This is a genomic window from Paenibacillus sp. FSL P2-0121 (assembly GCF_037975345.1).
GTDB classification, from domain to species: Bacteria; Bacillota; Bacilli; order Paenibacillales; family Paenibacillaceae; genus Paenibacillus_AQ; species Paenibacillus_AQ odorifer.
On the sequence record NZ_CP150245.1, the window covers coordinates 5871939 to 5893181 of the forward strand.

A 21243-nucleotide genomic window follows, 5' to 3' on the forward strand; every position below is an offset into this window, starting at 1 on the left:
GTTATCCTAGAGTTTACCGGACTTAGTTTTATTTTTCACAAAATGTGAATATCTTGTGTCACTTTTCATGTTACTCTTTTTTCGCTTATAAGGGAATTGCAATCTAATTATTAAACGTTATACAATAAACGCATAAGAATAGATTTTATATGATAATAATTCTCATTTAGCAAAACAACATTTTCCGACATAACCTGATTTTCCTTATGTAATAAGAACAGTTACTCTTACGGCTATGAATTTCATCACTACTGATCGTACATCGCATTAGGAGAGGAACTCAATTATGTTTGACGATTTAGATGTTTTTGCAGCAGTTGTGGAACATTCCAGCTTAAACCGGGCCTCACGCCAGCTCAATCTATCCCAGCCCGCCTTGTCTCGCAAAATTTCTAAACTCGAGGAACGTCTGGGGGTCGCACTGTTTAATCGTTATGGCAAACGACTGGAATTAACCGAGGTTGGGCGTCTCACTTATTCCTATGCGCTTGAACAACGGCAGCAGCGTTCCAAGTTTCTGGAAGCCCTTTCCAAATTTAAAGAGGGGGAGCCAAGGCTTGTCACCTTGGGGGCTAGTCTTACCTCACTGCAGACCACGCTTCCGCCGCTGGTAAACGCTTATATGGATAAATATCCGACCGCAGAGCTGAAGCTGATCACAGGCCGAACGCATGAGATCGTATCCTCAGTTAGTGAGGGAAAATCAGATGTAGGTCTGATCGCTTCCTCTATTCAAGAACCCGGGTTACGCTGCATTTCTCTGTTTGAGGATCAACTGCGACTGGTCGTCTCAGAGCAGCATCCTTTAAATTTATCTTCCAAGCTAACCATGGATAATCTATCCCGGCTGCCTATGATTCTCTTCTCAAAGGGGACCTGGTACCGGCGTCTGACGGACGATCTATTCCAGCGCTGCGGGATTGATCCCGATGTGCGCATGGAGATTGACTCCTTCGAAGCCATCGTACGGCTGCTTCCGACTGTCAAAGCGGCTGCGTTGCTGCCAAAGTCTTATCTGCGTCCAGAACTGCTGAACGGCGGCGGGCTGGTGTCCTTACATATCAAGGAGCTGGAGCAGACTCAACGGACCACCTGCCTGATCTACCGTGACGATGGAAGCATGAGCACGGCGGCTCGCAGTCTGGTGCAAGTTACCGAAGAGATGTTTCTGACAGAACGTGAGCGGTAAAGCCGGACCAAATGAATCAAGGGGCGCACCTAGTGATCTCCAAATGAGGTAATAAGTGAAGTACTTATAGCGTAATTAGGGAATTTCTCCCTGAAATTTAGAGATTTTTGTTCAGCAGACTTAAAATCAGGGAAAACTTCCCTAATTTTCGGCTGATTCAGTAACTAATAAAGGAATCCCACTGTTTATTAGGGAGGAATTCCCTGATGTCGTTCATTTAGAGCGAATAGCGGCTATTTTTAGGGAGGTTTTCCCTAATTAGTTCACACCCACTCTGTACATCGTACAAACAAAGAACGCATATCGCCCATATTCCACCGTCACAGATACCACAAATCATCTACTACAGCCGTACGAATATCACACCTAACAACTCGTCCACCGCACAAACCAATATATTAGAACACTACGCGTGGTCTATAGCCATATGGCATAGTGAAATCCATTACTTTTCCTACTCTTTACTCCATAAAAAAGAAGCTGCCCCCAAGTAGAATTCACTACTTTTGAGTCAGCTTCTTTTCCTATGATTCTTGGTTCACAACTTCACTCTCAAAACGGTCAATACTTTCATTAGGACCAATGAGTACCATAACATCGCCTTCACTTAAATAATCATGGGCAGTTGGAGCGACGATTATTCCGCTTTCCCTATTTAGGGCAACAATACTGCAGCCATATTTAGCTCTTGTATTTAAATCAGACAAGCTTCTGCCGTTCATGCAGGACGGTACGGTCAGCTCGACAATTTTATAATCCTTGGACAGTTCAATATAATCCAGCAAATTGGGCGTCACCAGCTGATGTGCCACACGAATCCCCATATCCCGCTCCGGAAAAATAACCCGATCAACCCCCAGCCGCGACAGTGCGCGGCCATGAAGGATAGAGATTGCCTTAGCCACCACTTGCTTGACTCCAATCTCCTTCAACAAAATGGCCGCCAGAATGCTTCTCTCCATATTGTCACCAATCGCAACAATCCCACAATCAAAGTTCCGTACACCAAGCGAGCGCATAATTCCCTCATCTGTAGCATCTGCTACTACCGTATGCGTCAGCTGATCGCTCATTTCCTCCACGCGTTCTTCATGGTGGTCAATGCCGAGCACCTCGTAGCCCATTTCCATCAGCTCAAGCGCCAGGCTTGAACCGAAGCGACCTAAGCCGATTACTACAAATTGCTGTGCTTTCATTTCTAATTAACTCCTATCCAATAATTATTTTACCTTCCGGATACTTATACAGTGGTTTACCCTGTTTGGGACCGAGTGCATACGCTAAGGTTAGTGGACCTAGCCGACCTGCAAACATCGTCAGACAGAGTAGAATCTTACCGATCGCTGACAGTTCCGGAGTTAGCCCCATAGTCAGTCCTACCGTAGCAAAGGCGGAGGTCGTCTCAAACAAGATTGCCAAGAAATTACTGTCTTCAGTTGTGGAGAGTATCATCGACACAGAGGCGATTAACAACAAAGCCAGCAGCGTGATCGTTAATGCCTTGTAGATGCGCTCTTGAGCCAGCCGATAACGGAACAACACAACATCTTCCCGTCCACGCAGCATAGCAATTACAGCACCAATCATCATTGTAAAGGTTGTTGTCTTGATCCCGCCGCCCGTTGAGCCCGGAGAAGCACCAATAAACATAAGAATCACTATAAAAAATTGTGTAGCCTGCCGAAGTCCAGCAATATCTACTGTGTTCGCGCCAGCCGTACGGGGAGACACGGATTGAAAGAAGGCCGATAATATTTTACCGCCGAAATTCAGTGAACCCAGGGTACGAGTGTTAGTAAACTCAAATATAAAAATAACCAAAGCTCCGATCAGAATCAGCCCTGTGCTGGTGGACAGGACAACTTTACTATGTAGAGACAGCCTGCGGGTTACCCGAAACTCCACCAGATCTGACATTACAATAAAACCAATCCCGCCGGAGACAATCAGAAACATCACAATAATATTCACAAGCGGATCATATACATAATCAGTTAAACTGCGAAAATCCCCAAAAATATCGAACCCCGCATTATTAAACATAGACACCGCATGAAATATGCCATAATAAATCGCTTTTCCCAACGGCATATCAAAAGCCCAGCGAATAGACAGCAGCACAGCGGCACAGCCTTCTATGACAAGAGAATATATGAGGACTCTCCGGATCAGTCGCACAATTCCTTCCATAGAGCCCTGATTCATGGCTTCCTGTAGGATTAGCCTGTCCCGCAAAGATATTTTACGCTTTAACACCAGTGAAAATAGAGTGGCCATGGTCATAAAACCTAAGCCGCCGATCTGGATCAGAATCATAATTACGGTTTTCCCAAAAATGGTGAACGAAATTCCGGTATCCAGCACAACAAGCCCTGTAACACAGGTTGCCGACGTTGAAGTAAATAATGCATCAATAAATTCCACGGAATTCCCGCTTGTGCTTGAGATGGGCAGCATAAGCAGCAGGGCCCCTATCAGAATGATCGATGCAAAACCAAGCACCAGTATCTGCGGCGGCGAGAGCTTCAGAAACTTAAATTCAGAAATCCTGCGAAACTGTGAAGCCACTTTGCTCACCTTCTTATCAAAAATTCCAACAAAAAAAGCACTGGAAAACCAATGCTGACTTGGTTCCTGCAGTAAATTAGCCTACGAGGTTAGCTGTCGGATTCGGACTGTGCAGGCTGCCCTATTCGTTCCCAGAACGAAATTCACCCCTGATGAAAGTGCCATTTATCGTGTACACTCCACTTTTCATCACTTCTTATGGTTCCCCCGTTTTCACCAGAAATTCGGCTACTATACAATTGCATACAAATTATATACGTTATTTAGTGAATTCACAAAGACACAATTAATGCTCATTCACATGAAAAAATGCGGTTTAAAGAGACTGCATCAAAAGGAGTGCCTTTTCTCATCACTTTTCCGTGTTTTCCCTGCAATTACACCGATTCTCATCATTCGTGCAGAAATGAACACGATAAAATTCATGGTATAAATTCACATGACTATTCTATACTATCTCTATTACCCATAAAAAGAACATATAATGTTTTTTGTAACCAACCAGGCACTAATACTATAATGGAACATAACATTGTCAGTACATAACAAGGAGGCGTTACATGAATCCCGTCGGCCAGCCCTTACAGCAACGTGCCCTCTCCAAGAGGCTCATCATCTCGGGCATTATCGGTCTTATTCTATTTATTATGTTTCAGATTTCCCCTTCACTGCTTAGTAGCCCTACAGGTGAAGATACCACCGTCATTAGCAAGGCAGAAGCCCGTGACCAAGCCATATTATTCGCAGAACAAAAGCTCAACTACACCGAAGCACCAAACGATCAATGGAATGCACTTTACCAGACGGACTCTTCCTTTTATGGTTATATGTCTCGCGAGAAGCTTGTGGAGGACTACACCAAGAAAAAATTGGATCAAAAATATCCTTTTGATGTCTTTCGGGCAACGCTTACTCCTTCAGCGGAGCAAGAGCCGCAAATCATCGTTGACCTCAATATGTATACCGGTAAGATTGTCGCTTTCTCAAAGGCTGCAAAAGTTGTCTCCGATGAGGGGCCAGGCATTGCTTCCGTTGGTGCAAAAGAGGACAAGGGAGCTGACCTCACTCTAGCGCAGAAGGAGAATCTTGCTCGTCCTTGGCTTCAGGAATGGGAAGTAAATCCTGCCAAACTACAAATTGAATCGAATACAGGAAGCCATGGGCTAGTATATACGGATAGTACTGTTCAGGTCGGCGAATCCTTATTGCACTATTATTTTGATTTCAGTGGAGAGCAGGTATCCAGCTTTAATGCCGGATTCACTGCACCAGCTTGGCATACCTCCTACGTACAAGGACAGACCTCTTTAGCGGAAAAGCTAACATTATTCGGTTACGGTATACCCACACTGATTTTAGGAATTCTGGCACTCGTCTACAGTATTCTTAGAAGAGAGCATACTTCCTTTAAACGTGGAGTATTCCTAAGCTCAGCCTATTTTGTAATCATGATGATCAGCACCTATAATATGCTGCCTGAATCTACGGGTGAAGGGCTAGAAGCACAGATTACCTCTGTCATTATGTTTATCATTTATGCTTTGTACAGCCTGCTGATGTCCTCCTTGCTCTACTTCTCTTTAGTGGGCGGCAATGGCTTATGGCGAAAAGAGGAAGGCATGAACCCTTGGCCCCGCGCCAAAGAGCCCGGCTATGGACAATATGTGTTGGACAGTATCCGGGCTGGTTACATCTGGGCTTTCGTTCTGCTAGGGGTGCAGACGGTTATGTTCATCATATTATCGTTTACCTTGCACAATTGGTCTACTACAGACGCCACCCAATCTCCTTATAACATGAGATATGCTTGGCTTCTGCCTATCGTCGCATGGCTCGCTGGTTTATCTGAGGAAGCCATTTATCGCTTTTTCGGAATTCCTATGCTGAAAAAGGTGTTCCGGAACACTTTTGTCGCTTGCTTGATCACCACGTTGGTTTGGGCGTTTGGCCATACGTTATATCCGATCTATCCCATCAGCTCCCGTCCCATTGAGCTGACCGTAATCGGGCTGCTGTTCAGTTATATTTTCCTTCGTTACGGATTTATTGCTGTCATGTTCAGCCACGTCGTGTTTGACAGCATCCTGATGGGCGCTACGCTGATCTTTATGAAGGAGAGCGTAAATGTAGGCGCGGGTATCTTCGCGATTATTATGCCGTTCATAGTCGCTTACATCGTCTATCGATTTAATCCACCACAGAAACCTAAGCCGGTGGAGCCTTCTTCTTTGATTTAAACTAATGTGAAGACGTAATAAAATTAAAAAAGGGCATCAAAGCAGCTTTAGTCGCTGCTTTGATACCCTTTTTCTTTTGTCACCATTGCTATGAGGTTGGCTCTTCATCCTTGAGCGCATCAAGAATTTGTTTTGCCAGCTTTTCTCCAATAGAAAGTGTACGGAAATCATCCACGGAGGCTTCTTTAATTTTCTTAAGCGATCCGAAATGCTTTAGCAGCGCTTTACGGCGCTTCTCACCTATACCAGGTATAGAGTCCAGCTTGGAGGTAACCATGGACTTCCCGCGCTGTTCACGGTGGAAGGTGATCGCGAACCTATGGACCTCATCCTGAATCCGCTGCAAAAGGTAAAATTCCTGACTGTCCCGGGCTAGCGCGACAGGCTCTGGCGGATCTCCAACCAAAAGCTGAGCCGTCTTATGCTTATCATCCTTAACAAGGCCGCAGACCGGAATGAATAATCCCAGCTCATTCTCCAGAATATCAATAGCAGAGGAGATTTGCCCTTTCCCTCCATCGACCACGATAAGATCCGGTATCGGAAGATTCTCCTTCAATACCCGCTCATATCGCCGCCGAATGACCTCGCGCATCGTTCCATAATCATCCGCACCCACCACCGTACGAACCTTATATTTACGGTACTCTTTTCGTGCAGGCTTGCCATCAATGAAGACAACCATCGCTGAGACCGGATTAGTCCCCTGAATGTTCGAGTTATCGAACGCCTCAATACGGCTCAAGCGCTCAAGCCCCAAGCTCTCGCCTAAGCTGATCGCTGCTCCAGAGGTACGCTCTTCATCCCGTTCAATCAGCCGGAATTTCTCGTCGATAGCCACTCTTGCATTTTGGCAAGCCATGCCAACCATCTGCTTCTTAAGACCGCGTTGTGGCACAAGCACCTTAATGCCCAGCCACTCCTGCAGAATGGAGGCACCACCAGCGGCATCCACGATCCCTGCTGCCGCAGCTTCCTCCGCCGCCGTCGCACGTGCCTCAGCCTCTTCAGCCGATTCAGGAGTATCTTCACCCTGTTGTAAATCCGCTTCTGCTGGAGCAGCTATGGCGATCTCGGGTTTAGTCTCTTTATTAGCCAGAGACTCCTCATCGAGCACATCCGGCAGCAGGATCTCCTGCGGCAAAGCGGGATTATCACTATAATACTGCGTCACATAAGACATAAAGTCACTGTAGGCTTCACCATAGAACGGGAACACGGAGGAATGGCGCTGAATCATCTTCCCTTGTCTCATGTACAGAATCTGTACACACATCCATCCCTTGTCTACAGCATAACCAAATACGTCCCGGTCCTTAGTATCTGTAGTGTTGATCTTCTGCTTCTCCATCAATGCATCGATATGGATAATCTGATCCCGCAGTTCCTTCGCCCGCTCAAAATATAATTCCTCAGCAGCTTCCTGCATTTTTTGCTGTAAATCCTTTTTGACCGCCTCATGACCTCCGCCTAGAAAAGCAGCGATGTCCTGCGTAATCTGCTCATACTCGGATTTCTGAACCTCCTTCTCACACGGTGCCAAACACTGGCCCATGTGATAGTAAAGACAGACCTCCTTTGGCATCACGCCGCATTTACGAAGCGGGTACATACGATCTAGGAGCTTTTTAGTCTGCTGAGCAGCATAACCATTAGGATAAGGGCCAAAATATTTTGCTTTATCTTTAATCACCCGGCGTGTAACCTCAAGGCGCGGGTGAGTTTCATTCGTTATTTTTATATAAGGAAACGTCTTGTCGTCTTTCAAAAGCACATTATAACGCGGCATATGTTTCTTAATCAGATTACACTCTAGAATGAGCGCTTCCATGTTACTGGACGTAACGATGTATTCGAAATCAGCAATATTAGCGACAAGCCGCTGCGTTTTACCATTATGACTGCCTGTAAAATAAGAGCGTACCCGATTCTTAAGTACCTTCGCTTTGCCCACATAAATAATAGTGCCTTCCTGATTCTTCATCAGATAGCAGCCAGGCAGATCGGGTAGTAGTGCCAGTTTATTGCGGATATTGTCCAAAATGATCCCCTCCAGCTAAATTGGACCCATGATTAGTTGGCATTCAGCACACAAAACGCCTCCGGAATGAACCGAAGGCGCTGAGTGGCAGGGCCGAGGCCCGAACAGTAGCATCTATCAATTATTGATGTTTTGCTACGATATTTTTCAGGGATTCTTTGGAGTTCAGTCCCACAACTTTATCTACCGGTTGACCATCTTTGAAGAAGATCAGAGTTGGGATACTCATAACACCAAAACGGGAAGCCGTTTCCGGATTCTCATCCACATTCAATTTTGCAATTTTCACGTCGTCTCCCAGCTCTGTGGACAATTCATCCAAGATTGGAGCGAGCATTTTACAAGGACCACACCAAGGAGCCCAGAAGTCTACTACTACAGTACCTTGACCTTCCACTTCGTTACTGAAGGATTGGTCAGACACGTTCACGATAGCCATGATATTGTTCCTCCTTTAAGTTTTGCGAAGCATTACGCACATCTTAAGCCAAAGCTTAGTTCATGGAAGCTGCTCCGTAATATGAGTTAATAAATTGTTTCATGTAATATGATAACCAAATTACCACTTACCGACACATTACAAGTATAACATATCTTTATGGGATATGTGAAATATCACTCGCAATTATATTGCCTTCAATGTATTTTTTTTGCGTACTCTTTTCTTTACAACCTCCCCAGCATTTCGGTATACTTAAAGAAAGCGCATTAATTGTCAATGACTTATTTCATAAACTAATGTCAATTTGCATCTAATAATACAGGGCTTGTCCCTGTAAGGAGGCAGAAACTATGGATGTTAACGCGCAAGTACGGGACCCACGAGAACATATCAACGAAGAACCCCGCAATGATCTTGGGGATTTAATGACCGGATTTTTCGGAATGACCACGTTTATGACGGTTGTCTTTTTCGGAATGGTCATCCTTAAGTTTATTCTCTCGGAGTAAAGGAATCATCGCACAATAAAAAGAAGCTGTCTCAAAAGTAGTGAATGCTACTTATGGGGCGGCTTCTTTTTTTGGAATAATGAGGGAAAACCTCCCTGATTATAGCTGATATTTGCTATAAATGAACGGAATCAGGGAATTCCTCCCTAATAATCGGGAGAATATCTGTTTTCGCTGACGAATCAGTTCATTTTTAGGGAGACTTTCCCTAATTATCGATCAGATTCAGTATGCCCGCCAGATGCTGCAACCCGAAAGTGTGTTTGAACAAGTGAAAAACAATCAGGACTTAAGACGATCCTGCTTCGTAGCAGGGAAAAAGCGGCGTTTGAGTCCGAATAACTAAAAAAACGAAGAGCAGCGATCCTCCAATAAAAGGGGAATCACTGCTCTTTTGAATTTTACATTATGAATATTCCAGGCTTATCTATTGGCCCCTCTCTGATTCTCCCCATGCAGTGGAAGAACATCCACAAAAGGAGCAATGCGATCCATTAGTCGTTGGCCTTTATAGACCTCTTCACCATCTTTGCTCGTAAAGCTAAGATGTTTCTCCAAGCCATCCAACGGATAATTCGAGGTGTAGAAGGTTGGTTTGCGGTTCATCCGATAATTCAAGATCGCCCCAAGTACATGATCACGAGCCCAAGGATTCAAATTTTCCGCACCAATGTCATCAAAAATAAGTAAATCGCAGCTTTTCATCGTATCAACAGTTTCCTTCATCTTCTGGCCATCCATCATGATCGATTTCAAGTCCTCTATAAAGTCTGGCATGTATACGATCACTCCGGTATATCCAGCAACAGCAAGCTCATGCAGTAAATAACACATCAAAAAAGTTTTGCCTGTTCCAAAAGAGCCATGTAAATAAATGCCGCGTGAAGTCAGGCCTTCCTCTTTAACATTCGTGATATAATCAAATATTTTATTCACAGCCGAGACCCGGCGCGGGTCTTTGCCCATAATATCTATCTCATCATAACCGCCGTTAAGTACACGCTCGTCCACATAAAAGCTACGAATACGTTTGCGGATGTTATCCTGATTATCTTGTGCCACTTTAAGTCGGCATGCCGTCTTGCGTTCATATAGATCTACTGAACCATTCACAGTTTCTACCGTTAGTTTACTATAATGGCCAGGAAAATCATTTGGACACTTCTCTAGTCCTGGGCAGTTCGCACAGTTTCGGCTTTCCTCTACATATTGATACAGGCGACTCATATGAAGCCGCAGTCGTGATTCGTCCAGTTCAGGATGTTCGGACTGTAATGCCTTCACAAGTGGATGATTGAATAACCCCTGTTCAAGATCGCGTTGACGCTGCCGTAGAGTTGGATTGTTGATCGAACGAAGTACATCGCCCATAGACTCCATTGTTCCACCTCTCTTTCATTAAGGCGTTTGCGATACGCCTTTTTTCTTACTAGCCTTAATTTCTGCTGCTTTCTTCATCATCGCCGCGAATTCCTCTTCCGATACTGTTCCAGCACTTCCATCATCCAGCACAATCGGAATTTCCGGTTTATTGGAGCGGCCTGTATTTTTGGCATAAGAACGTGATCGTGTTCCTCCAGCAGCATTAGCCGTTGTCCCCTTGCCCTTCACTTTGGACTGATCTCTAATATATCTTACAGCCTTCTCGTAGGTGTTCACTTGTTTAACCAGCATATTGGAGGCGATAGCCTCTACAAAATTGCGGTTCATCCGCTGTTCTCCACCCGAGGCTACCATAGTCATTAAATAATGAATGAGTACATTAATTACTTCACCGCTCAGCTTATAGTTCAGATCTATTTTCTCGAACATATCCATCAGATGGCTGGGCACTGCACCCGGGAAAAAGGTTTGTAGCAGTCTCGTATAAGGTTCGTTCCGCAGCATCATATTATATTGGTGAATGTCACATTTGGACAAAAATTGTGGCGGTACTTCTACATAATACTCCATCTCAACAGATTGCTCTGGTGGTGCTATAGAATCATCATTCTCTTCGGTCGCACTGGACCGGATAGAAACAACTTTCGCAGCTGCAATTTCACGTTTTTCCTGTCGTTTCATATCTTGCCTGAAATGTTGGCTCGCTTTATATTGCAACGCATCCAGCATGACCTCGCCCTCCGGTGAGAACACTCCATCCTCATCCAGCAAACGACATAAATCCTGCGGACTCAGTTCGTATTTATGAGCAACATAGTTAATTACACCCATTTGAGTATGGTCAAAGCGCAGTTTTTCTACATGAGCCCGATTCACAGACTCCCGTGGAAAACGCAAAATAATGTCACTGTATCCAATTGCCTGCTCTCCGGATTCAAGCGTGCCGGGCTGTCGAACAGAGGCTACCTCTGCCAAAGCTTGCTCCAGCTCATAATCAATGACATGTGTATTAAGTTGAAAAATATCATAAAAAGGCACGGAAATATTCTCTTTGCCTATAGATCTGCGGCTCCACTCTTCCGGCTCGCGATTCCAGAACTGTTCCCGTAAGGACAGCACAGCAAATTTGCCAATCTTATCACGTAACAGCAAGGTTAAATGCTGAGTGGCAAAAAAGTCGGCTGGCGATAGCGGCGGCATTAGCTCATATTCATATAAATAATCATCTGTTTCCGGCACATAGATTCGACAGGTCTGCAACAGACCCACTGCTTCTAACCGGGAAGCCTGATCAATTAAATATTTGCGGCCTTTCTCATTGGGTTCAACACCCAAAGTCATAAATAGCCTGCGCTGTTGCTCCACTCCAGAATAGCCAATGCTATCTGCTGGCACATGTTCAACCAGCAAGCGATAGAAACTGATTGCAAAGGCTCCTACCATAGGTTGATATACAGAGCTAAGCATACGTCCATCTATAACACTAAGACCAAATTCGCGGGAAACGCAGTACCGATGATGTTCGGTGAAATGATGTAAGTTACTCATCCGCATCTACGGATACCCCCTTGTTTACACGAATTCATACAGGATTCTATTCTATCACAAATTAACATAGCGAAAATGTAAATAAAATCCCAATTTCGACTCTTTTCGCAATATAATCAACTTCTTCTTACGAATATCTACCTCTATTAAACAAGAAGAAACGGCTTCGCCGACCTCTAAAGAGGAAGGTATCCCGTTTCTCGCAGAAATATAAGACTGATTCATAACATAGGCTCTTTCAAATCTTTAAAACATCTTGTAACCGCCAAAGCGCAGCTTTTGAATGGTCCATCCACTAAGTATAGCACCTGCAAGACCAGCGACACCTGTAAGATAATCAACAAAGTGGAAACTGGAGAGATGCTCCCAGAGCGACATCGCGTTTCTATCCCAAATAGAATAGATTACGACGGGTAGAATAATAAGTACGAATAGATAAGCGGGAAACCAGGTTGTCTTCATTAACATGTTAAGAATAAAGCCGATACCAAACATCATCACAAAGAATAAAACGGCTAGGATAAACACTGGAATAAATCCCATCTTACCGTCTCCACCCCTTTCTATAAAGAAGCGCACATCTTTTACAAGCTAGTAGTAAGTTTACTAGAAAAAATGTCACGAAGCAATGAACTTTATTCAAATTCACGCACTAATTCGCACACTTAGAGGATGCCTCCGTTTGCTCTTGGCGGCTTGATTGCGATACAATGCAAGTAGATTAATCAGATCATACATAGCCTATGAAGCAGATGCTTCGTAAGACTAAGTTTATGCTTCAATTGCGAGTTTTACGCGATGTTATTTTGGGCGAGGCTTATGCTTCGTAAAACTAAGCGTATGCTTTCGAAGCAAGTTTTACGCGATGTTATTTTGGGCGAGGCTTATGCTTCGTAAAACTTTTAAGGAGTGAGATCATGATCGAAGCCGCTATGACACTGGAAGGCTGGTATGCCCTGCATGACTTCCGCTCTCTGAACTGGACCGCTTGGACGGCAGCAGATGATGAAGAACGTGCCGTTGCCCTGGAAGAACTACATGCTTTTATGCAGGAATGGAGCCCTGTTGAGGAAGCTAAAGAAGGCAGCACCGCAGTATACTCCATAGTGGGCCAAAAGGCCGATTTTGTAATGATGTTTTTGCGCGAAAGCCTAGAAGCTTTGAACCAGCTTGAGACCGCCTTTAACAAAATCGCTTTTGCTCAATATACAACCAAAGCTTATTCATATGTAAGTATTGTTGAATTAAGCAACTACGCTGCTGGTGGCAGTGGCAGCGACGGCAGCGACCCTATGCAGAATCCGCATGTTGCCGCACGTTTAAAGCCTATTTTACCGCAAGCGAAACACATTTGTTTCTATCCTATGAACAAAAAACGCGAGCTTGCCGATAACTGGTACATGCTTGATATGGACAAACGCCGGGAGCTCATGGCTTCACACGGGTTAATTGGACGTTCATATGCAGGTAAAGTGAAGCAAATTATTACCGGCTCCGTCGGTTTTGATGACTGGGAATGGGGCGTGACTCTGTTCGCTGAAGATGCACTGCAATTCAAAAAGCTGGTATACGAAATGCGTTTTGACGAAGTAAGTGCTCGCTACGGCGAATTCGGACCTTTTTATGTCGGCAATCTGCTGACAGAAGAATCTTTTGAAGAAATGCTCAAGCTGTAACAACAAAAAAAGGGTGTGTCTCCAGTTCGCATGGAGACACACCCTTTTTAACTGCCATATTATTAGATTAAGACACCGAAGTTCCTGAATCCTCATCTTCGTTATCCTCATCATCTTCACGTAAACTTTCCAGATATTCAGCCGTGGCCCGATCCCGAGCGCGCCCTTTATCCTTCAGGCGTTCGATACCAGGGAGAATGAGCAGATCAATTTCCTTCTGAACGATATAAGCCAGATCATACTGGTTCTGATCCTCCAGATAAGATCCAACCTCTATCAGTCCGTTATAACGGTCCAATTCTTCCCGAGTCAGCAGTCCGCGTACCTGTACGCTGCAATGGCGCATCTTATAAGAATCTTCCTTTTTTCAGAACCAGCGGAATTCCGCCGATAATGAACAAGTAGCGCATATCTACAACTTTTTTCAACTGAGCTGCAGTCCAGCCCTTGTAAGTTTTGCTGCCTACTACAGCGATTCCTTGGCCTTTGCCTAGGGAAGCTACGGTTCCTTTATTGCTGAATGCGAATTTCTTCGGCTGTTGATTGCGGATTGCCGCCACCAAATTATGCGCACAGCATTCACCCTGCTGCATAGCAATTTGAGCGGTTGGCGGGTAAGGGCGTCCTTCCGGATTAATCATAAGGGAGCCATCACCAATAATGAAGATATTCTCTTGGCCCGGTGCACGTAGATATTCATCTACCTTCACGCGCCCACGCATAGCTTCAAATCCGGCAGCCTCAATAAGACGATTGCCACGGATTCCGCCTGTCCAAATAATTGTGGAGGCTTTGATTTCTTCGCCTGATGCCAGAATTACCCCGTTTGGCAGACACTCCTTGATCGCAACACCCATCTTGAAGGTAACTCCCTTTTTGGTGAGCAAGTCCATCGCATACTCAACAAGCTCAGGAGCGAAACCAGGCAGTGCTGTCGGAGCAGCCTCTACGTTATATATATTAACCATACTTGGATCAACGTCATATTCTTTACACAGTCCAGGGATACGGTCAGCTAATTCAGCTACAAATTCGATACCGCTAAAGCCGGCACCACCGACAACAAAATTAATATGCTCCTGAGCATTGTTCTCGTTCTTGTACTTAGCGAATTGATATTCAATATGCTCGCGAATTAAACGAACGGAATTGATGCTCCGGATTGTCAGTGCGTATTTATCAAGTCCAGGAATACCAAATGTTTCAGGCTCTCCACCTAAAGCAATGACAAGATAATCGTACGATAGGGTACCATCCTCCAAAATAATCTTTTTCTGCTGAGTACGAATTTCCTGAACAGATGACTTCACGAGGTCGATCTTGAATTCATCGATTAGTTTCGAAATGGACACCCGAGTGTGTTCAATACTGTCCGTACCCGCCGCAGGCATATGTAGATGGGTAGTAAAATAGTGGTACTCGTGACGGTTTACAAGCGTGACATCCGCTTCATTATAATTCAAAGCCTTCTGCAAGCGCTGTGCGGTCAAAATACCCCCATAGCCCGCGCCTAAGATAACGATTTTGGGAATACTACTCATGTTCCGGCTCCTTCCAAGAGGTAAATCTGTCTTTGTATTTTTTATTGAAACAATGTACGGTCCTTTTTGTGAATTTATACACTTATATTTAGAAGAAATTCCAATCAAACTTGAAGCATTTCTAAATTGACCATATCCATTGTAAACCTTAGTGTAGCATTAATCAAACATTAAAATACTAAAAAACGTCACACTTTTATTGACTTCTAAAGTCTTTCTTTGCAGGTATGTGTCACAATGATTATAATAAGAAGGTACACAAGTATGGCAAAATGAATATATCAACTCGGAGGTGTAATATCCCGTGACCCAAGAGCAATCCAGCGTTCCTATGAGCGACCTTTTAATCATAGGTGGCGGGCCAGCTGGCATGTTTGCCGCATTTTACGGCGGAATGCGTCAGGCATCAGTAACCCTTATTGAAAGTATGCCCCAATTGGGGGGACAACTTGCTGCCCTTTATCCAGAAAAATACATTTATGATGTGGCAGGTTTTCCAAAAGTAACAGCACAAGAATTGGTCGACAACCTGTCTCGGCAAATGGATATGTTCCAATCCAATATCCGGCTGGAGGAGAAAGTGATTTCTGTTCAAAAACGGGACGAACGTCATTTTGTGGTTACAACCGATGTAGCCGAATACCACAGTAAGGCGATCATCATTACAGCTGGTGTAGGTGCATTTGAACCTCGTCGTTTGGAATTACCCAACGCTGGACGTTTTGAAAAAGCAAACCTCCATTATTTTGTAAATGATCTAAACGCCTTTAAAGATAAAAAAGTTCTGATCAGCGGAGGCGGTGACTCTGCAGTTGACTGGGCGCTCATGCTGGAACCCATCGCTGAACAGGTAACCCTGATTCACCGCCGGGATAAATTCCGTGCGCATGAACATAGCGTTGAGAACCTGATGGCTTCCAAGGTTAACGTAGTTACCCCTACTGAAATTACAGAGCTGCATGGTGATGAGTTCATTACCAAGGTTACATTGTCAAATATCAAGACCAAAGAAACTCAAGAAATTGAAGTGGACAGCGTTATTGTTAACTTCGGATTCATCTCTTCCCTAGGTCCTATTGCCGAATGGGGTATTGATATTGAAGGGAACTCCATTGTTGTTGACTCGCGTATGGAAACAAGCATTCCAGGCATTTTTGCTGCCGGCGATATCACAACTTATCCTGGTAAGCTGAAGCTGATTGCTGTAGGATTTGGCGAAGCTCCAACGGCTGTGAATAATGCTAAGGTGTACATTGATCCAGAAGCGAAGCTTTCACCGGGTCACAGCAGTAATATGAAACTCTAATCTATTAACACAATAAAAAAGGGTATTCTTACAGACCTGTTGATAACAGCCTGTGAGGATACCCTTTTATGTTTGTTTGTGCCTCGCGGTTTTATATATGTAGCCTGCTACAAAGTTATCCTTTGCGCTTTTTAATGAAGAACCGCATGTACTGGAGAGTGTAAGTTTCGTTTGCGAATTTCAACGAGTAGAAGAGCGATGAAATCATGCTCTAGTTGCAGCTCTATTGCTCTATGGTAAGAGTCAAGCAGCATCTCATCCGACAATTCAACCATAAACTTCATCTACCTTTCCTTTATTTGGATCTGAATCTATCATATCAAACTATCATTTTTCGAACAAGCGTTCGCGTTATCCACAAGTACATGTGGAAATCCTGTGTATAAAATGTGTGTAAGCGTTATAAAGGTACTAGCTACACAGTGGACTATGGGGATAATAGTTATACACAGGATTGAACCACTTGTATACAGCTAAAAATATATTTTTATTGTAAATAAATTACAATGTTATTTACCCCAAAAGAACGCAACTAAACGCAATTTTATCTTACTACTCTATTATCGTCAATTCTTAAAATAATTGTTAATTTATTGAGGTCTTGTATTAACCTCCAAAATCCATATTTTCCCCGAATAATCCACAGCATAATCAAAGCCCAGCTCACCTATTCCCGGAAAATGCCGTTCCATAATTCCGATACATACATGGGTTAGTCTCCGCATTTCTGCTTTCTTCGCTGAAGCTTTAATCCGCGGCAACGATCTACGAAGTCCTTCACGACATGATAGCATCGTTCCCCCTTTACAAAGATTGGTTACGAACAGACCTGGCCGAGCCAATCTCCCTACCATGGAGCGAAATTCCCAAACCTCACCATTCTTAACTACTTTGACCCGATAATCAATAGGCCGTCCACCGATTCTCGCCAGGGAAATCCCTTGTTGAATCAAATATCTGCGTCTTGCCTTCACAGTATTAAGCGCACGTCTCATGGATCCAAAATCCTTGTAAATTCGAGTTCTGTCCATATAGGTGAATCCATAACCGCGACTATCCCGAAAAACTTTGATTACACCGTAACCTCCGCCACCCACAATAGGTTTAATGACAACATTTCCATATCTACGAAGCATTGCCAGGAGCGTTTCTGCCCTGTACCCCCTCGTCATTGGGATATAGGGTGCAACCCGAGCGTCGGTCAGCAACGCCTCTGTCTTCAGCCACTTACTGGCCAATTGTCTTCCTGCCATCGTCCTTTCCCTCCCTTCACAATCCAGCCTACCCTATACATTACTCAGAGAAGGTCTCGCCCTCTTGTATGATTGTCCGTGTAAGATGCCGCTCTTAGCAAAAAGGGCTTAGTGTTTAGCACAGCATCAGTCGACAGCGACAGGGTACAACCGCGGATTTTGTAGATTCAGTTCTCAAGAAATTCGACATCATTATCTTAATGGATGAGTTCACTATAACTAGAATAATCTTCAAAATCGTTGTATTATTAATAGCGGTTACATTTTCAATTTCTACTATTATAGTGAGTACTAACAGAATCACTAAAAAGCACAGCGCGGGGAGGGCTCAGAATGGCACAGTTTTTTGAGGTTTTATATTGGGTGGCTATGCTTGGGATGTCCATTGTATTGGCTGGAACGACTATACTGATCTGCGCCATTGGCTTTAAATTTATTAAAGACAAACGCAGAGCACTGGGTACGGGCTGTATCGCCTTCTCCCTTGGAGCTGCAGCACTCATCGTATTTATGATTAATTACAAGTTTATTATTCCAGCCTAATGTACGCAGGGACTGCCTATAAACAGCTTATTTCTATGCACAGACGGTCCGACCATCGCAAAAAACAACAGAGCAGCGATTCTCCAGTTATGTGGAGAATCGCTGCTCTGTGTTTTTAAACAATAGCTATCTGCTTCAACAGTGTCGTTAACCCATGAGCATTTCGGACCCAGATGACGTTATTTGCAGATTTTCAACCTTTGAGGCGTGGTTTCGGACTCCAGTGACACTATCGCTTAGAAAGAGCTTCATATTTACTGATTTTCATAGCAATAGCGGCAATGCGGTCCGTTGGCACCACAAATATGGGAAAATGCGGCGTTTAGGGTCATCTGTGTCCGATACATGGCTTGCGATACATGGTTAGCGATATATCGTTCGTGATACATGGTTAGCGATATATCGTTTGTGATACATGGTTAGCGATATATCGTTTGCTTCCTATGTAAAAGAATAAAGAACTACCCCAGCGCCCATTAAATGACTTCTGAGAAATTCCCCTATTACTCATAAATCCAGCGACAGGCGTATCATATCTATGACTTGAATCCCATTTTCAAAGATTTCTTCACTGTAATGCCTAATAAAAAAATCTCTATCAATGCCGGTGATTCTGAATCCACATTTCTGATAAAGTGCCAATTGTCCAACACTCGAATTACCTGTGCCAATTTCAATGGTTTTTGCTCCAAGCAGCTTGGCATTCTGAATCGCATGGTTCAGCAGCTGCTTACCTATTCCTTGCCCGTGTTTATTTTCGTCGACGGCGATATTTACGATTTCTACAGTCTCCGGTCTTGTCTGCAGCACAACGTAGACTCCGATGATGCTGTTATCGACCTCAGCCACACAACATAACCCTCTTTGTAAATATCCGTTAACTAAGCTCTCCGAAGGATCTGCTAATAGAAGTAATTCTAATGGAGGCTGTTCACCAGCTTTTAATTTTCTGATTTCCATTTCCATTTCCGAACTCCTTGTGATGATTTTTGTCATTGAGAATAAAAAAAACTCCAAGCCTGTGTTGTTAGAATCCAACACGGGGCTTGGAGCCGTGATTGCTGTGATTAGCAAGGCTCTTCGTTAGGTTTCCCTGCATCCGTAGCTGTCCGGAAGCTTGAACCGCAGCCGCAAGTTGCAGTAGCGTTAGGGTTGTTGATGGTGAAACCACCCGTCATGCCGGATTCTTCAAAGTCGATTTCGAGACCATCCAGGTAACGAAGGTTCTCCTTCTCCACAACCACTTTCATGTCTTGAATGTCCATATATACGTCCTGATCGGTTTCATTATCATCAAAGCCCATAGCGTACGAGAATCCACTACAACCGCCGGGCGTTACTCCAATACGGAGGAACATGTTCGGTACTTCTTGTTCAGCAAGCATCGCCTTTAATTGTTCTGCTGCCTTTTCACTAATATTAATCATGATCTCATCCTCCTACAAATTCGTCTCCCTTCATAAGCGGAAACTTATGTTTAAGGGACCTTCCGGCCAAAAGTTATTTCTTAAAAATATAAGAAAGTATAAGTGTTCACCTATTCTTTATGTCTTATATTTCTCGCTTAAACGCTTATCAACTTTATAAGGATGCCAATGACGTTTATGCTTGATAAATTCAGTATAACCGACTATTCCGTTACCCTCAAGTCACAACTGCCTTCGGCATGACCCTTCACAGCAAAAAACACCATCAATATCAAGCTGTTGATACCCTTAGGAGAGTAGGTTTATAATAGGGAAGGCACTCTAAGTAAAAATTCGGAAATTTGTCACGGAGGCAAGCTCGCCTCTTTCTTTTTTAGAATGAACAGCTACCACTTGGGTACGTCTGGAATTTATCTTCGAGCAATCTGCTCGTAAACTTTCAGGAGGAAATCATAATATGTCTACTCTTTTTACCCCCCACACGGATGCCCGAATGGCGAACATTATTGATAAGGTTCGCAGCGGCGAAAGATTGAATTTGGAAGATGGCGTTTATTTATATCAAAGCAACGATTTACTTACCATTGGCCAGCTAGCGAATGAAGTCAATATCGCCAAGAATCACAATCGGGTATATTTTATCGAAAACATGAGTCTATATTTCACCAATGTTTGCGAATCGCACTGTGCATTCTGCAATTTCCGCAAAGATGATGGAGAAGAGGGAGCCTATACCCTTTCCGGTCAGGAAATGGTGCAATATGTCGAACAGCATATCCACCCAGGCGTACGCGAATTCCATATTGTTGGTGGCCATAACGACAAGGTTCCCTTCCAATATTATGTGGATTCTTTAAAAGCTTTGAACGAACGTTTCCCTGAGGTTACCTTAAAAGCCTACACTGCCGCTGAAATTGATTTCTTTACCCGTATTAGCGGTTTGAGTATTCGTGAGGTACTGGAACAATTGCGTGCTGCTGGACTGAAAACACTCACCGGTGGTGGTGCAGAAATATTATCCGACCAATATCGTAAAAAAATGCGTGTAGATAAAGCTAATGTGGAAGAATATCTGGAAGTCCATCGGACAGCACATCAGCTTGGGATGAAGACCCATACCACTATGCTGTACGGCTCCATTGAATCTCACGAAGACCGTATCCGCCATATGATGCAAATCCGTGATTTGCAGGACGAAACCAATGGCTTTATGGTATTCATTCCATTGTCCATGCAGCCTAAGAATAAAAACGCTGGCATCATGCGCCGCAACTCTGCTTATGAGGATCTGAAGACCATTGCGATCAGCAGATTGATGTTGGACAATTTCGATCACATCAAAGCGTACTTCATTAACATTGGCCCTCAGCTTACTCAAGTCGCGCTGAACTTCGGTGCATCAGATGTGCATGGCACAATTCTAAAAGAACGTATCAGCCACGCAGCTGGCGCCTTAACACCGGAAGGTCTGACTCGCGACGAATTGATCTGGCTAGTGAAAGGTGCTGGACGAATTCCTGTCGAACGTGACACTTTCTATAATGAAGTTAAGGTATACGAATAAGAAGACTACCTGAGAT

The 21243-nt window shown here is 44.0% G+C and carries 20 protein-coding genes and 1 riboswitch; of the genes, 7 read left to right on the plus strand and 13 right to left on the minus strand.

Annotated elements, in window-relative coordinates:
* Window positions 1-286: 286 nt before the first annotated feature.
* Window positions 287-1189 carry a LysR family transcriptional regulator gene (locus tag MKY54_RS25875; protein WP_076184757.1) on the plus strand — a complete coding sequence of 301 codons (903 nt, stop codon included), beginning with the start codon at window positions 287-289 and terminating at the stop codon, window positions 1187-1189.
* Window positions 1190-1713: 524 nt separating this feature from the next.
* On the opposite strand, the gene MKY54_RS25880 is transcribed toward MKY54_RS25875, so the two are convergent.
* On the minus strand, window positions 1714-2385 hold the full coding sequence (locus tag MKY54_RS25880) for a TrkA family potassium uptake protein (RefSeq protein ID WP_036679808.1): 672 nt from the start codon (window positions 2383-2385) through the stop codon (window positions 1714-1716).
* Between the two features lie 13 nt (window positions 2386-2398).
* On the minus strand, window positions 2399-3757 hold the full coding sequence (locus tag MKY54_RS25885) for a TrkH family potassium uptake protein (RefSeq protein WP_254857061.1): 1359 nt from the start codon (window positions 3755-3757) through the stop codon (window positions 2399-2401).
* A gap of 64 nt (window positions 3758-3821) precedes the next feature.
* A riboswitch (cyclic di-AMP (ydaO/yuaA leader) is annotated at window positions 3822-3997 on the minus strand.
* Between the two features lie 320 nt (window positions 3998-4317).
* Between MKY54_RS25885 and MKY54_RS25890 the strand changes: the two genes are divergently transcribed.
* A complete protein-coding gene (locus MKY54_RS25890; protein ID WP_339188412.1) occupies window positions 4318-5994 on the plus strand; it encodes a CPBP family intramembrane glutamic endopeptidase in 1677 nt (558 codons plus the stop codon).
* Window positions 5995-6082: 88 nt separating this feature from the next.
* On the opposite strand, the gene uvrC is transcribed toward MKY54_RS25890, so the two are convergent.
* Together uvrC and trxA are read right to left on the minus strand one after the other, a co-directional pair.
* Entirely contained in the window at window positions 6083-8035 is a 1953-nt protein-coding gene (uvrC, locus tag MKY54_RS25895; protein ID WP_303047858.1) for an excinuclease ABC subunit UvrC, read from the minus strand.
* A gap of 121 nt (window positions 8036-8156) precedes the next feature.
* The gene (trxA, locus tag MKY54_RS25900; protein ID WP_036679814.1) at window positions 8157-8474 is read right to left on the minus strand and encodes a thioredoxin; all 318 of its coding nucleotides are present in this window, start codon (window positions 8472-8474) and stop codon (window positions 8157-8159) included.
* A 353-nt stretch (window positions 8475-8827) separates the two neighbouring features.
* Between trxA and MKY54_RS25905 the strand changes: the two genes are divergently transcribed.
* Window positions 8828-8986, plus strand: a complete 159-nt coding sequence (locus MKY54_RS25905) for a YqzM family protein (protein WP_094902239.1) — start codon at window positions 8828-8830, stop codon at window positions 8984-8986.
* 423 nt (window positions 8987-9409) lie between these two features.
* On the opposite strand, the gene dnaI is transcribed toward MKY54_RS25905, so the two are convergent.
* The 3 genes from dnaI to MKY54_RS25920 form a co-directional block, all read right to left on the minus strand.
* Window positions 9410-10366 (minus strand): primosomal protein DnaI, encoded by a 957-nt coding sequence (gene dnaI / locus MKY54_RS25910; protein WP_339188415.1) that lies wholly within the window; start codon window positions 10364-10366, stop codon window positions 9410-9412.
* An 18-nt stretch (window positions 10367-10384) separates the two neighbouring features.
* The gene (locus MKY54_RS25915; protein WP_076193307.1) at window positions 10385-11923 is read right to left on the minus strand and encodes a DnaD domain protein; all 1539 of its coding nucleotides are present in this window, start codon (window positions 11921-11923) and stop codon (window positions 10385-10387) included.
* A 240-nt stretch (window positions 11924-12163) separates the two neighbouring features.
* Window positions 12164-12460 carry a YuiB family protein gene (locus tag MKY54_RS25920; RefSeq protein WP_036685224.1) on the minus strand — a complete coding sequence of 99 codons (297 nt, stop codon included), beginning with the start codon at window positions 12458-12460 and terminating at the stop codon, window positions 12164-12166.
* Between the two features lie 374 nt (window positions 12461-12834).
* Between MKY54_RS25920 and hemQ the strand changes: the two genes are divergently transcribed.
* Window positions 12835-13593 (plus strand): hydrogen peroxide-dependent heme synthase, encoded by a 759-nt coding sequence (gene hemQ, locus MKY54_RS25925; RefSeq protein ID WP_339188420.1) that lies wholly within the window; start codon window positions 12835-12837, stop codon window positions 13591-13593.
* 67 nt (window positions 13594-13660) lie between these two features.
* Here the strand turns inward: hemQ and MKY54_RS25930 are convergent, their stop codons facing one another.
* Together MKY54_RS25930 and MKY54_RS25935 are read right to left on the minus strand one after the other, a co-directional pair.
* Window positions 13661-13939 carry a hypothetical protein gene (locus MKY54_RS25930; protein ID WP_036685228.1) on the minus strand — a complete coding sequence of 93 codons (279 nt, stop codon included), beginning with the start codon at window positions 13937-13939 and terminating at the stop codon, window positions 13661-13663.
* Between the two features lies 1 nt (window position 13940).
* Entirely contained in the window at window positions 13941-15134 is a 1194-nt protein-coding gene (locus tag MKY54_RS25935; RefSeq protein ID WP_036685230.1) for an NAD(P)/FAD-dependent oxidoreductase, read from the minus strand.
* A gap of 331 nt (window positions 15135-15465) precedes the next feature.
* Here MKY54_RS25935 and MKY54_RS25940 point away from each other — a divergent pair, with 331 nt between their 5' ends.
* Window positions 15466-16440 carry an NAD(P)/FAD-dependent oxidoreductase gene (locus tag MKY54_RS25940; RefSeq protein WP_076128050.1) on the plus strand — a complete coding sequence of 325 codons (975 nt, stop codon included), beginning with the start codon at window positions 15466-15468 and terminating at the stop codon, window positions 16438-16440.
* Window positions 16441-16571: 131 nt separating this feature from the next.
* On the opposite strand, the gene sda is transcribed toward MKY54_RS25940, so the two are convergent.
* Complete coding sequence (gene sda, locus MKY54_RS25945; protein ID WP_036685584.1) at window positions 16572-16715, minus strand: sporulation histidine kinase inhibitor Sda; 144 nt, start codon at window positions 16713-16715, stop codon at window positions 16572-16574.
* A 315-nt stretch (window positions 16716-17030) separates the two neighbouring features.
* Complete coding sequence (locus MKY54_RS25950) at window positions 17031-17693, minus strand: YheC/YheD family protein (RefSeq protein ID WP_076127972.1); 663 nt, start codon at window positions 17691-17693, stop codon at window positions 17031-17033.
* Window positions 17694-18026: 333 nt separating this feature from the next.
* Between MKY54_RS25950 and MKY54_RS25955 the strand changes: the two genes are divergently transcribed.
* Window positions 18027-18236, plus strand: coding sequence for a hypothetical protein (locus MKY54_RS25955; RefSeq protein WP_036685233.1), 210 nt, complete (start codon window positions 18027-18029; stop codon window positions 18234-18236).
* 507 nt (window positions 18237-18743) lie between these two features.
* Here the strand turns inward: MKY54_RS25955 and MKY54_RS25960 are convergent.
* Complete coding sequence (locus MKY54_RS25960) at window positions 18744-19196, minus strand: GNAT family N-acetyltransferase (RefSeq protein WP_076128052.1); 453 nt, start codon at window positions 19194-19196, stop codon at window positions 18744-18746.
* 107 nt (window positions 19197-19303) lie between these two features.
* Window positions 19304-19663 (minus strand): iron-sulfur cluster assembly accessory protein, encoded by a 360-nt coding sequence (locus tag MKY54_RS25965; protein ID WP_036685235.1) that lies wholly within the window; start codon window positions 19661-19663, stop codon window positions 19304-19306.
* Between the two features lie 457 nt (window positions 19664-20120).
* Here MKY54_RS25965 and mqnE point away from each other — a divergent pair, with 457 nt between their 5' ends.
* Window positions 20121-21227: an aminofutalosine synthase MqnE gene (gene mqnE / locus MKY54_RS25970; protein ID WP_036685236.1), complete on the plus strand. Its 1107-nt coding sequence runs from the start codon at window positions 20121-20123 to the stop codon at window positions 21225-21227.
* Window positions 21228-21243 lie beyond the last annotated feature (16 nt).